This window comes from Lactococcus sp. NH2-7C (genome assembly GCF_029953655.1).
GTDB lineage: Bacteria > Bacillota > Bacilli > Lactobacillales > Streptococcaceae > Lactococcus > Lactococcus lactis.
Map to the genome: position 1 here is coordinate 2,279,145 of NZ_CP124538.1, position 13,884 is coordinate 2,293,028.

The following is a 13,884-nucleotide window of genomic DNA, read 5'->3' on the forward strand; positions in this document are numbered from 1 at the left end:
AATATACTATTAAAAAAATTAATTTAATTGAAAGAAGATTAAATGGTCTATTTTAAATACGGAAAAGCCTTCCACGACCTCAGAATTCAACACGGTTTTTCACTTTCAGCTTTTGAAGAACTGGGGATTGCAAAATCTACCCTCTCAAATTTTGAGAACGGTAAAAGCATGCTCTCTTTTGACCGACTTGACTTTGCACTCCAAAAAATGAACGTTTCTCCGCTAGACTATAGTTTGATGATTAATAATGGGGAACAAGATAGTTATACTTCTATTTTTGATGAGATTGAAAAAGCCTATTATCAACGGAATATTAAGCAACTCCAAGAAATCTATCAAGAAAATAGCAATGGAACAAAGGAACAGAAATTATTAGCCTATTCGGCAAAGGGGCTTTACCAGCATTTGCCAGCCGATGAAATCGGTGAAATTGAAGATTATCTTAAAGGAATTCAATTTTGGGGACTTTTTGAACTCTCATTGCTTGCAAATATTGGAGATAAGCTTAGCGATACTCAGATTTCATATATTTTAGATGACCTTTTGTTTAATAAAATATATTATGAGAAGGATTTGTACTATCGTGTCCTAATTTATCGCTTCCTCTATAAGGTCATTCTACATTATATCGATAGTGGAAATCAGAATAAAGCAAAAGAAGTCCTTGATATTTCTCGATCTTATTTTATGCCTGGAGATGTGATGAGTCGTGTAATCATCAATTATGCCGAATCATTTTACATCTATTTTTACATTGATGAAAAAAAAGGGAAAAATCAACTTTTGGATACACTCAAATTTCTAAAAAAAATAGGTGCTGAAGACTTTCGTAAAACTTTAAAAATGCAGTATGACAAAAGAATTTTTAGAAAGAACCACTTTAATAAATGAAAGCCTTAAATTTGAGAAGAAGGAGAAGAGATGAAAAAAGTAAAGTTAGCTCTAGCTGTTTTCATTAGTTTCTTACTAGTAATTGGAAGTGCTCATCCTGTTTGGGCCCAAGAAGGTTCAGATTTTTCTGTTACACCGCTAATAGGAGAAAATCAGCTTGGACAAGATCTTGGCTATTTTAACCTCCTCCTAGCACCTCAAGCAACTCAAAAACTTTCTTTTCGACTCACCAATCACTCCAATCGAGCGCTCTCTATAAAGACAAGTTTTGGTAATGCTTTTACGACAAATTTGGGAACGGTCAGTTATAAAGCCCCAAATCATCAAATTGAACCGAGCTTAAGTACTGACTTACAAAAAAGAGTGACACTTCCTTCGACAGTGAGCTTGAAGTCTAAGGAAAGTATCATTCTAGAAGCAAAGCTAACGATGCCTAAGGAAAGTTTTCAAGGAATACTTGCAGGTGGATTTAACTTTGAAGAAGAGTCAACTAATCGTCATCAAAAATAAAATAGCATCCAAAATAACTATGCTTATACCTTTGCTCTTATTGTGCAAAATTCACTAGCAAAAGTTGCTCCAGATTTAAGTTTAGGAAAAGTAAGCACAGACCAGATTAATGGAAAACAGGTCTTACTTATCAATCTAACCAATCGCTCAAAAACTTATCTTAAGCAGATGAATTTGCATGCAGTGATCACCAAAACTGATAATTCCTCCCTCAAAGATGCTTATGATAATTCTGCTATGGAAATGGCACCTGATTCAAGCTTCACACTCGCACTACCACTTTCAAATTTGGGTTTTGATAATCAAAAAGGAAATCCTCTTGAATCAGGTCACTATCAGCTAAAGCTCTTAGTTTATGGTGAAAAATCCCCTAATGGAATCTATCAAACTAGTCTTAATCAGCAAACGACCAACTATGATGACAAATGGGAGCTTGCTTCAAGATTTACAGTGCCAGCTAAACAAGCGAATGTTTCAAAAATAAAAAAAGCTGAAGAACTTAATTTGACGTTCAATTGGGTGATTATCATTGAATGGACAATCATTATCTTCTTAATATCGACAATCTTTTACTTAATTTTTAAATCTTTAAAAAAGCACCAAGAGAAAAATTAAATTTCATAAAAAAATAAACAGAATTTACGCTAAGCTTTTTAATAAGATAAATTTAAGAAAAGTTTGATTTAACTAAAGTCAAGATAATATTACCAAAAGATTTCAGCGAAAAAGACATAAAAAAACCGTTCTAAATAATGAACGTTTTTTTTTTTTTTTTATTTTAGTCTAAAAAATACGCGCTGTTAAAGGACTTGTCTAAAAGAAGTTCTAAGTTAGAAAATCATTTTTTAAAAGAAAAGGGAATATTACATTAGCAAAAAGATTTTGATTACATTAAAAAAGTTGCTTTCGTTTAACTTTACGAAATAAAATAGCAATGTTAAAATTAGAGCAAGATAAAGAGTTTTATTCTTAATGCTCGCTTCTCTACTACGCAAAATACTTTGTGAATGAGAAAGATAACTAACATAGAAAGTGAGGAATAAGACAAATGTATCGTTCAAAACATGAGAAAGGCTATGTCACGAGCCATGAAGTAAAAAACACACATTTCCGCACTTGGAAATCGGGCAAAAAATGGCTCTATGGTTCGGCAGCACTAGCATTAACGCTTGCCCCAATATCTGGAGCTTTACAACCTTTTTTAAATCAAAGTAACTTGGCTCCCATAAAAGTAAAAGCCGCCACAGCAGCTACCGCAACCCTCAACGCCAACAATAACTCAGGGGCAGGTTGGGACACAGGCGGGCATACTTACTCAGGAACAGAGTTTGCCAATTCAAGTAGCTATGCCTTATATGGCACTGGGACTCTTTCCGGTAACTGGATTAACTTGGTTTCTAGTACAAAAAGTAGTGTCGGTCTTGGAATCTTCAATGGGTCAGTCTCTTCTATTTCTGCGGCAACAGGTTTTACCATCAAATCGACAATAAAAGTTGATTCAGGAAGTTCCTTAACTGATTTTACAAAATCAGGTGATGCCTTAGGGATTATTTTAACGGGAGCATCAAAAGCGCAGTTGGCAGCCAATGCCCAATCATCTCAAGCAACAAATGATGGTTTGGGAATTAGAGGTTTACCTAATACGGTCTTTCTAGGTCGAGATTTATACTCTAATCTTTCAAATGTTAATACTGGTTCGCTTACAGGAATTGATGGTTCAGCAACCGTTAATGGATGGACTGATGGTCCCGGTGTTGTGATGGCCATAAGAAATACAGATTCAACTGGAACATTACAAGCAGCGACTTATCCTTCTTTAGGGAGTTCAGCGCCTTATTCTACAGCTTATTCCAATACTACCAACGGAACAGCATATACCTATGCTACAGATACAAACTATACGCTTGGAGTAGCTTCTCTCGTCACCCCAACTGTTCAAGAACCAGTCACCGTGACTTGGACACCAGACGCCACAAATAGTGCAAGCACAGGATATACCTCAGGAACTTTAAGTTTTAACTTAGTGGCGCAAACGACGAGTAATGGTGCATTAATCGGAGCAAGTGCCGTCAATGGTGGCTCAGCAGGTTATACACTGACGACGCATATTAATCTGCAAAATTCCTTAACAGTCGGTTTTGTTGGTGGGACAGGAGGAAACTATGGAAATCTCTCTGTTTCGCTCAATGGTGCAAGTATTACTGGACAAAAAGGGACAGAACCAGTCCAAGTTAACTATGTCAATGCAAAAACGGGCCTACCTATCTCTGGGATGACGCCAAGTCTGATCAATGCCAATGTTAATGACACGATTGGAGTCGCAAAAACGGGTGCAAATACTACTGATACTTACACATATAACACACCGACAGCAATTCCGACAGGATTTACTGGGATTCAGTCGATTGTTCAAGGAACGCCGACCTATCCGGTTACTTCAACACAGACCACTGCCTCTCAACAGGTCACAAACTTTATCCAAGGAACAACAAATCCGAATGTCCTGACCGTTGCCTATGCCCCTGACCCAGCAAAAGTCTGGTGGACTTACAACTGGGCATTCAATACTTATGGCGCTTATATGGGAAGTTTAACTTCACTCTCCCAAACCGGAAATTTCGGTGATAAAATCACCGCACCGACCATTAATGTCCCCGCTGGTTATCATGTCGCAGCCATGAAAGAGGTCAATGGCACTTACCTTTACTATCCCGGAAGTGTCCAATCTACCACTCCCTCTGGGACGAATTGGGTAGATATTACCCAAACCGCAAACGGTGCTTACCCCGCAACAACCGCGGGATTAGAGCAAGCGGCGATTGATAAGGCAGGCGGAACAATGCTTGATGTCAATGGCGCAGACCCCGGTTTCAATACAGGAATATCAGGCACTTTCAACAATCAATTTGGGATTTATCTTGAAGCAAATAAAGAAACTCCAGCTATTACTTACGCTTATAGTGGCGCAACAAACGGCTCACAACCTGCCCTACCAGCCAATATTTCACTTCCCGGTGGCTTTGGTCAGCCCCTTGGTTTAGGAAACGCAAGCAACTGGAGTCAATCAGGCACGACTTATACTGCAACCCTTGATAGTAAGCTTGCGGTGACCGTTCCGGTAGGGACGGTTTTAAGCTCAATCACAGCGCCTAATGGGACAAACTATGATAAAGTCACCAACTATACCGCACCTACAGCAGCCAGCGCTGGGAGTGTGAGTCTTGAAGTTGCTGGTGGGGCCAGCACCCAGACCTTTACGGTTAAGTATCAGAATGTTGGTGCAAATCCTGTACCGTCAAATACGTCAGTTTATCCAACAGCCCTCTCAACTAATGCTAATACAGCGCTCCTTCAAGCACTTGGTTTGGCTTTCCCTTACGGTGATAGTACGATTTCTACGACTACAACGACCACAGGTTCAGGCACAAGTGCAGCCCCTTATGTGGTGACTAATAGTAATAACCAATTTGTTATTAATCTCGCACAAACTTTCACCGGAAGTCTAAATGACGTTTGGGCAAATAATACACCAGGAACAAATGGAAATGCGGGGCAACTTCAAGGAAGTTTACCTGCCACTTATCAACTTCCTAGTGGTGCAGCAGGAACAGCTATCACTTTCCCTTCTAGCTGGGGAACAGTTCCAGCTGGTTATAGTCTTGTCGCACCAGTAACTGCAGCGGCTACTATTACAAGTCTGCCGGCAGGGGTTGTCTCAAATGCAATGACGACACCAACAGGGCTGACTTTCTCAAATCTAAAATTTACCTCAGGAACATTTGCACAAGCCACATTGACAACAAAATCTTTAGGAACAACTGCATATGGCATAATTACTGGAACTACCACTTCTTATCCAACGCTCAGTTCCGCATCAACAATTTCAAATGTTGCTTCACTAAATGCAAATGTTTATTACAGCTTAGTCATCTTTAATGCTGATGGAAGTTATTTACAAGTCAATATCCCGCCGGCTACGGCTGCTCTTTCAAACTTTACTATTCAGCAGTTGTTGCAACGGGCTTATCCAAGCTTTAGTGCCACAGGAAATAACTATAGCACCGCTGTTCAAGCAAATTCATACAAGCAAACCTGGTCCTATATTTTGCCAGACGGAACCAAACCTTCGTATGTTGTAAGTCTTACAGATAAAGGCGTCGGAGATTATGCGGGGCAATTGGTTGCACCACAAACTGGCGCACCCTTGCGTAATCTCTCTAATTGGGTCATGGGTAAATATGGAATTCCTGATACGCTCCCTGCGGGAACTTTTATTCAAGGTTACGAGATTACTTATGATAAAACAGGACAAGATGTCAATGGGAATTCTCTGGCGACTGACCCCGATAATGGTGAAACAATTTTCCCAACCTTTGCAGCTCTTAAAGCAAAATATCCTGTCATCTCAAGCACTTTGATTGGCTCAACAGCAGCAGGCAATGACATTACTAATGCCGATATCAATGTCTTAGTAGCAAATGACCAAACGGCACTTTCTGCCAACTTGGATACGACAATCATGCAAGGCAATACTTATCATCCCCTGAATGATTTGACCGGTTCAAATAACTTTGATAATACGACTAACAGTAATGACACAACAGTGAATGGTCAAACAAATAATGTCATCATGACCATTCAAGAAGCAAATATTGACTGGTCAGGCACAGGAAATTATATTGGTGGAAGTTCGATAGACGCGACGACAAATGTCGGTAATCCAATCGATGCACTTGACCCTAACCTCGCAGTCAATAGTCTGAAAGCAGGAAATTATCTTGTGGCTTACTATACCTTAAACAAAGCAGGAACCCTTGCTTATCAAACTTGGTTAAGTAACCAAAATCTGACAGCAAGTACAGCAAATCTCATCGCTTTCTTCAATCAATTGCCTACAAGTGGAGAAAATGGGGATGGCTTAGATAGCATGGGCACTGCCCTCTTTACAGATTATACGACTTCGACCAATGTCACGCAAAATCAGATTAATGGTGTGAACTATTTCCCTGATTACAGTATTAATAATGGCGAAGCAATCAATACCACAGCAGTGACTCGTTTGACTGTTTTACCTCCCTTTGATTTACCTTTTACAGGAGGTGAAGGTCTGGCAGGGATTGTCTTTGTCGCCACAGTAGCTGGTATTGGGGCTATTAGTTTAAAAAAGAAAAAGAATCAAGAAGAACAAGAAACTTTTGATGAGAAGGAGGAAGATAAAAAATGAAAAATTTTAGAAGTAAGTTACCCCCTCTTTTAAAAAAAGGTGCATTTAGGGAGCGTGAAAGTAAAAAATCCAATTTTGAACTTGTCAGTAAATCTCTAACTTCAAAAATCATAACCTCAATCTTAATTTTAAAAATAGGAGATAAACAAATGAAACTCAATTCACTTAATAAGAAATTTGCACTAGCAAGTGTAAGTTTACTTGCCCTCACTACGCTTGCTGGCTTTGGTGGGCTTGCAAACGTAAATGCCAAAACAACAAAGGTTGCTGACCAAGTTTCAAATGGCGAAGTCGCTATTTATGCTCAATCTGCTGCTGGTAATACAGCGAGTACTACAAACAATGACGGAACCAATCCAGACACGGGTGTTGCTAACAACCAAACAGGTGGCCAAGCGGGAAACACTGGCTCAACGAAGAATGACGGAAGCCAACAATCTAGTCTTGAAGGTTCAACTCCTAGTGTTATGGCAAATGTAACCTTCTCGGCAACAAAGTACACAGGAACAGGCGTTCCAACTGGTGTGACAGATTCAGCATTTTCTGGAGCAAAAGTTACAGCTCTTACAGATGCTAAAGGCCTTGCTGATTTTACAGGCTTGAGCGACGGTTATTATCTTTTCCACCAAGTAACAACCGTTAATGGGATTACAACCGTAGGGGATTTCATCGTGCAAGTCAATCTTGAGGATAGCCAAGCTGGTATTGTCAATGTTTATCCAAAACTTGATATGTCAAGTTCGGCTTTCTTGAGTGATGTGGTAACAACTAATGCAGATGATAACTACAACGGAAAGACACCAAACAATCTTTTGCCAGATGGCTCACAAAGTCAATCAACAACTGCGCTTCAAACATTGAAAAATGCTGATGGTAATGATGGAAATGAAAATTTTGTCAACGGAACTTGGACTGCCAATAAAGATGACCAAAATACGACAACTGCAGCAGCTGGGAACACTGTTAACTGGAATATTAATACTGTCTTTGACTCCTCACAAACAAGTAATGGCGACGGAACAACAGGAGTGACTGGTACTTATGTTGTCACCGACCAACTTCCAAATAAGCTAGTAGATAGTTCAAGTGTAACAGATAGCACTGTCATTGTGAATGTTAATAATGGTAGCGGAACTAGTGTTGGAACATTGACTCCAACCACAGATTATACAGTTACAAATGATAGCAATGGTAAAATCACGGTTACTTTGACAGCTGTCGGTCAGAAACATGTGGCAACTTTGCTGGATAATGCTGATGGAGCACTAAACATTGTAATTCCTACAACAGTTAAAACAGCTGTAGTTGGTTCAGCTACTGACTCTGCTACGACAAATATTGTCAATGCTTATGGTGCGGACTTATCAACGAGTGCAGCTGTTAAGTCAACGCTGAATGTTGGTGGAGTAGAAATGACTAAAACTGATGCTTCAACTAATGCAGCTTTGAAAGGGGCAACTTTTACAGTCGTTCGTGCAGATAATATTGCCGATGCACAAGCTTTTGTTGAAGCAAATAGTGCTTACTTTAATAATTCGGCAACTGGTGGAACAGTAACAAACTTAACGACATCAAATGCAGGATTTGTTACTGGTGATACAAGTGGTAATGCGAGTACAACTGCTACAAGCCCAGTCACGTTCACGACTGGAGCTGACGGAATTGCAACTTTTAATGGTTTGAATTTGGTCGATACTGATACGGATGTAAGTAATACAAGCAACTATTATCTTGTCGAAGTTGCTGCACCAAGTGGTTACCAATTACCTAACGTTTCAACAGCCGCTAACTTGACGGGGGCAGTTAAGGCAAGTACAACACCACAAGCAACAGATACAACGATTACCAATAGCAAACCATTTGCACTTCCATTTACTGGTGGTGAAGGATTAGCAGGTATTATCGCTATCGCTTCAGTCTCAGGAATAGTTGCTTTTACAATCAAACGTCGTAAAGGCAATGAAGAAGAAGTGGTGAAATAACAAAATATAAGATAGTCTAATGGTGGATAGAGGAGGAAAATAATGGCAAGAAATAAACCAAAAACTTCTCGACCAAAAAGTTATTTGCTGCGAAATTTGTTGAGCAGTCTGCTATTTATTTTTGCAATCAGTCTACTTTTCTATCCGATTGTTGTGAATTATTTAGCAGGTCAACAAAATGCTAAATCAGTTCAGCAATATGATGAACGTCTATCAACTATCGGGACTTCAAGAGTCAAAGAACTGCTTGAACAGGCTCAATTTTACAATGCTCAACTTTATAATGAATATATTTATGATGCGAGTCAACATATCCCTTGGAATAAACCTTTTCCGAATTACAATAATGTTTTAAAGGTTGATGATTCAGGTATGATGGGTTTTATCACAATTCCACAGATTAATGTTAATAATGTCCCTATTTATCATGGAGATTCAGAAAAAACTTTAGCTTTGGGTGTTGGTCATGTTCCGCAATCCTCTTTACCTATTGGGGGAATAAATAGCCATGCTGTCTTGCCTGCTCACTCAGGTCGTGTGAATGATACTTTATTTACTAATCTTGATAGATTGAAAACTGGTGATGTCTTCTATCTTCATGTTTTGAACTTAAATTTAAAGTATAAAGTAAATGACATTCGAGTCGTGGCGCCCAATCAAGTGTCTTCATTAAGTATCGAAAAGGGTAAGGATTTGGTTACTTTAGTTACTTGTTATCCGACCGGTATTAATAATAAACGTTTGCTTGTTACTGGTGAGCGAACAGCTTTGACAAAAGTCAGTCCCCAAGAAAAAATTCAAAGAAATAGATTTGGCTATAATTTTTGGGTCATGTCTGGTTCGGGTGCTTTAGGACTTGTAGGGATTTTATATCTTTTATGGTGGTTATTAGGTTTGAGAAATTCTTTATACCAAGTGGCTGTTGAGAAACTAGAAAAACCAACACTAGCAGATGGACAAATGACTGGGGAGTTTGGAGAAGGTTTTTATCTAACTAACTCTAAAAAAATAGCCAAACTCTGGTTGGCTGATTTGGCAGAACGGGAGCAATTAAATCCCGAACAATTAGTCTTAAACGTTTATCGTTTGAAAAAAGCCAACCAGCTTTCTCGTTGGATATTTAAGGAAAAAACGGAAAACTGGGTACGTTATATCAATGAAAAACAAGGATATGGCGATAAAAAACATGCTCTTGTTGTAGGACCAACGGCAGTTACTGATAAAAAGGTGATGCAGTATGTTTTGAAGTCAGAAGAAGCATTGGAACATTTGAAATATATAAAAACTTTGAAGAAAGGAGGAGGTGAAAAGTGATGAGAAATAGAAGATTAATTAAAAGTTTGCTATTTATTCTTCTTATGATTATGAGTTTAAGCGCTTATCAGACTTTTGCTGACAGTCGTTTAACAATTGTTAAATATGGGCTTAGCCCTGGAGCGACTGGTTTTAGCGAGAGTCAGACTACTAATAATGGTTTAGAAATTAATAATCTTCCTTTAGATAATTTGGGAAATGAATTATCTGTGGTAGCAGATATACATTATCTGATTTATCAAATAGTTCCTAGCGGAGATGGTTCAGAGCTGACAGCGATAAATCCTCCTCAATCAAGTTATAGTGTTTTGAAAGAAGTAGGTGATTTTGTGACAGATGATAATGGAGAAGTTTCACTTTCACTTGCGGATGGTTATTATCTGATTGAAGAACAAGCCAATAGCGCACAAGGACTTACAAAGGCGGCTCCAGCATTGGCTGTGAAATTTCCAGTTGCTAGTCTTAGTCACGTCTATCTTTACCCTAAATCAAGTGTAGATAAAGGTGAGGTAAATCCACCAAAGGAGAAACCAAAACCTCAAGAACCAAGTCCTAAACCGATCGAGATTCCTAAAGGAGAAAATCTTAATGATAAGGTGAAAGTATTAGGCTTGTTACCAAAAACCGGAGCGGTTAATTCCTTTCTTTTAATGCTAAGTGGTTTCATATTACTTTTCTTATTATTCTTAATTAAGAAAAATAAAAGGGGGGAAGAAGAAAGTAAATAAAAAAACGTTGAACAGAAAGTTCAGCGTTTTTATTTATTTTTTTGATTTTGCTAGTAGCCTAAGATAATTTTAGCAACGAGTGGGGCAAAGATAACATACATAATACCAGTCACTCCAATACTGAGAGCAGCCATAGCACCTTGTGTTTTACCGAGCTCAATTGCAGTTCCTGTTCCAACGGCATGGCCTGTCCCCCCAAGAGCAATTCCTTGAGCAACTGGATCTTTGATTTTGAAGAGTTTCAAGAGGGGACCACCAAGAACGCTGGTTAGAATACCGGTAGCAACCACGACTACAACAGTGATTTGTTCAACGCCGTGCATTTTATCTGAAATCCCCATTGCCATTGCAGTCGTAACTGATTTTGGAAAAATTGATAGAGAGGCAAGTTTGCTAAGACCAAAAAATTTGGCACAAATTGCTGTAAAAATACAGTTAAGAAGGGCAGCGATGGCTATTGAACTGATGATTGAGCGTGCATGGTGCTTCATTAAATGGAAAGTTTTATAGAGTGGAATACCAAGGGCAACAGTACTTGGACCAATCAAATCATTGATGATTGAACCCCCAACGTAATAGTTTTTATAAGGAATATGAGCTAAACCGAGGATAAGAATAATAACAACAGTAGAAAAAAGGAGTGGATTGGTCCAAGGTTGACGTATATTTTCATTGATTCTCACTCCAATCATAAAGACGAGGATTGTTAGTACAAGTCCAAAAAGAGGATCACTAGTAATAATATTCATGTTTAATTTGCTCCCATTTCTTGGTTTTCAACAGAAGGATTAGTAGTTTGTTCGGGTTCGAGTGATACATAATCACCTTCAAATTTAACTTTAATCCATTCAACAACTTTACCTAAGATTAACATATTGATAATGAGTGCACCAATAACGATAAGAAGGATTTGTGCCCAGAAGTGACTAATTAAATTCCATTTGGCCATAATTCCTACACCAGCGGGGAGAAACAAAATGGTCATATTATTAATAAGAAAACTACCTGCTTCATCGACATGGCGAAATTGTAGAAGTTTAAATTGCAGGGCTAGAAAAAGAAGAATCATACCAATAATAGGCCCAGGAACTGGTAAATGAAAGAGGTTTGAAATAACATTTCCGACAAAACTAAAGCCAAAAATGATTAATAATTGCAGGTAGATTTTCATATTTGTTAACTCCCTAAGTTAATCTTAAATAATTTTTATAACATTTTTAATTGTACTCCTTGATATAGCGATTTTCAAGGATAAACTGGTATTCTATTGATGAAAATAAGCTTGAAAAAAATTTAAAAAAGCCTACTTGACATTTGCTCGGAACGTGTTATAATAAATATAAATAAACTAATAGAAAGGAGCGTTCATAAGAGCGCTCCTTCTCTTGTGTTTTTAAAATAGAAGTTGACTTCAACTTTTTATTTGATGAAAGGAGAATTGCCTATGAATGATGTTGTAAAAATTGTAGAAGATTTCATTAAACCTCATATTCCAGCACCTTTTGAACTTTTTGCAGTTGAATGGGAAAAATTTGGTGGAGATATGATGCTTTCAATTCTAGTGGATAAAGAAGGCGGAATCGAAATTGATGAAACGGCTGAGTTGAGTGAAATCATTTCACCTTTACTTGATACGATTAGTCCAGATCCATTTCCAACAGAAGGATATCTATTAGAAGTTGCAAGTCCAGGAGCTGAACGTCCTTTGCGTAAAGCTGAGCATTTTGTGGGTGCAGTTGGTGAGTATATTTTCGTTAAACTTTATCAAAAAATCAATAATGAAAAAGAAATTACTGGTGATTTGGTAAGCTTTGATGGAGAAACTTTAGTGGTAGATGTCTTGGATAAGACCCGTCATAAAAATATTGAAATTCCTTTATCTGCTGTTGCAAAAGCACAAACGATGGTTAAATTTTAAAGATATGACAGGATTTATTGATTTTTCTAAAGAGAATCAATAATTAGAAGCTGAGTTCGATTTCCTTGAGTTAGGCGAAAATGTAAAACTTCCTTGATTCAAGGTAGTCGAACTTAGCTTATATTAAAAATGAAATTTTCTTATAAAAAGAAAGAGAGAAAAAAATGAGCAAAGAAATGCTGAACGCCTTTGCAATGTTAGAAGAGCAAAAAGGAATTAAATCTGAGATTGTTATTGAAGCGATTGAGCAAGCTATTACAGCAGCTTACAAACGTCAATATGGTCAAGCACAAAATGTTAAAGTTATCTTTGACGAAAAGAAAGGAAACTTCAATGTTTATTCAACTCGAGAAGTTGTTGATGAAGTTTTCGATAGTCGTCTTGAAATTTCACTTGAGGATGCCCATGAATTAAATCCTCACTATGAAATTGGCGACAAAATTATGTTTGAAGAAAAACCAAAAGATTTTGCTCGTACTGCTGCTGGAGCTGCTAAACAAGTTATCATGCAAAAAATGCGTGAAGAAGAACGTACAATTATCTATAACGAATATAGCCGTTACAAAGATGAAATCATCCAAGGAACTGTTGAAAAAGTTGATGCTCGTGCCGTTTATGTAAATCTTGGACGCGTTGATGCGCTTTTGACTAAGAAAGATCAAATTCCACAAGAAAACTTCCATGTGGGAGACCGTGTAAAAGTTTATGTTACTGATGTTGTCTTGACTCCAAAAGGAACTCGTGTCTTCATTTCACGTACTGCGCCTGATATGCTTAAACGCATGTTTGAAAAAGAAATTCCTGAAGTTTTTGATGGAACTGTTGAAATCAAATCAATTGCTCGTGATGCTGGAGACCGTGCTAAAGTCATCGTTCAAAGTCATGATGAAAATGTTGATGCGATTGGTACAATGGTTGGGGCTAAAGGTTCACGTATCCAAGGAATCATTCGCGAACTTGCGGGTGAAAAAATGGATATCATTGAATGGTCAGAAGATAAAGCAACACTTGTTGCCAATGCTTTAAAACCTGCTCGTATTGAACAAGTTTTGATTACTGCTGACGGTTCAAGTTTAGCAGTTGTTGCGCGTGACCAATTGTCACTTGCCATTGGTAAACGCGGACAAAATGTTCGTCTTGCTGCACATGTTACAAACAGCAAAATTGATATTAAAGCTGCTGATGAATTCAATCTGGATGATTATGAATTCGTGGGTGAAGATGGGGAAGAAATTCCAACACCTGAAGTTGATGAAACACTTGTAGTTGAAGAAGTTGTTGAAACACCTGAAGTTAGCGAAAGTGAAGAATAAATTT

11 protein-coding genes are annotated in these 13,884 nt (G+C 38.0%); 9 read left to right on the forward strand and 2 right to left on the reverse strand.

All coding sequences use genetic code 11. From position 1 onward, the window contains the following. Nucleotides 1-42 precede the first annotated feature (42 nt). The 7 genes from QJV49_RS11460 to QJV49_RS11490 all read left to right on the forward strand — a co-directional run bounded on the left by QJV49_RS11460 (nucleotide 43) and on the right by QJV49_RS11490 (nucleotide 10,649). Nucleotides 43-891, forward strand: coding sequence for an Rgg/GadR/MutR family transcriptional regulator (locus tag QJV49_RS11460; protein WP_225511694.1), 849 nt, complete (start codon nucleotides 43-45; stop codon nucleotides 889-891). Between the two features lie 30 nt (nucleotides 892-921). Beyond that, nucleotides 922-1,401, forward strand: coding sequence for a DUF916 domain-containing protein (locus QJV49_RS11465; RefSeq protein ID WP_225511695.1), 480 nt, complete (start codon nucleotides 922-924; stop codon nucleotides 1,399-1,401). A 42-nt stretch (nucleotides 1,402-1,443) separates the two neighbouring features. Further along, nucleotides 1,444-2,016 (forward strand): WxL protein host-binding domain-containing protein, encoded by a 573-nt coding sequence (locus QJV49_RS11470; protein ID WP_281449135.1) that lies wholly within the window; start codon nucleotides 1,444-1,446, stop codon nucleotides 2,014-2,016. A 433-nt stretch (nucleotides 2,017-2,449) separates the two neighbouring features. Further along, nucleotides 2,450-6,625, forward strand: coding sequence for a KxYKxGKxW signal peptide domain-containing protein (locus QJV49_RS11475; protein ID WP_225511696.1), 4,176 nt, complete (start codon nucleotides 2,450-2,452; stop codon nucleotides 6,623-6,625). After that, nucleotides 6,622-8,607 carry a SpaH/EbpB family LPXTG-anchored major pilin gene (locus QJV49_RS11480; RefSeq protein ID WP_225511697.1) on the forward strand — a complete coding sequence of 662 codons (1,986 nt, stop codon included), beginning with the start codon at nucleotides 6,622-6,624 and terminating at the stop codon, nucleotides 8,605-8,607. Before QJV49_RS11475 ends, QJV49_RS11480 begins: the two co-directional genes overlap by 4 nt. 42 nt (nucleotides 8,608-8,649) lie before the next feature. Beyond that, complete coding sequence (locus tag QJV49_RS11485) at nucleotides 8,650-9,921, forward strand: class C sortase (RefSeq protein WP_225511698.1); 1,272 nt, start codon at nucleotides 8,650-8,652, stop codon at nucleotides 9,919-9,921. Continuing rightward, entirely contained in the window at nucleotides 9,921-10,649 is a 729-nt protein-coding gene (locus QJV49_RS11490) for an LPXTG cell wall anchor domain-containing protein (RefSeq protein WP_225511699.1), read from the forward strand. The genes QJV49_RS11485 and QJV49_RS11490 overlap by 1 nt, the downstream gene beginning before the upstream one ends. 50 nt (nucleotides 10,650-10,699) lie before the next feature. Here the strand turns inward: QJV49_RS11490 and QJV49_RS11495 are convergent, their stop codons facing one another. After that, nucleotides 10,700-11,398 carry an LrgB family protein gene (locus tag QJV49_RS11495; RefSeq protein WP_225511700.1) on the reverse strand — a complete coding sequence of 233 codons (699 nt, stop codon included), beginning with the start codon at nucleotides 11,396-11,398 and terminating at the stop codon, nucleotides 10,700-10,702. Between the two features lie 2 nt (nucleotides 11,399-11,400). Beyond that, a complete protein-coding gene (locus QJV49_RS11500; RefSeq protein WP_225511701.1) occupies nucleotides 11,401-11,820 on the reverse strand; it encodes a CidA/LrgA family protein in 420 nt (139 codons plus the stop codon). A gap of 273 nt (nucleotides 11,821-12,093) precedes the next feature. Between QJV49_RS11500 and rimP the strand changes: the two genes are divergently transcribed. Further along, nucleotides 12,094-12,567, forward strand: a complete 474-nt coding sequence (gene rimP, locus QJV49_RS11505) for a ribosome maturation factor RimP (protein ID WP_225511702.1) — start codon at nucleotides 12,094-12,096, stop codon at nucleotides 12,565-12,567. A gap of 164 nt (nucleotides 12,568-12,731) precedes the next feature. After that, nucleotides 12,732-13,880, forward strand: coding sequence for a transcription termination factor NusA (gene nusA / locus QJV49_RS11510; RefSeq protein WP_225511703.1), 1,149 nt, complete (start codon nucleotides 12,732-12,734; stop codon nucleotides 13,878-13,880). Nucleotides 13,881-13,884: the final 4 nt, after the last annotated feature.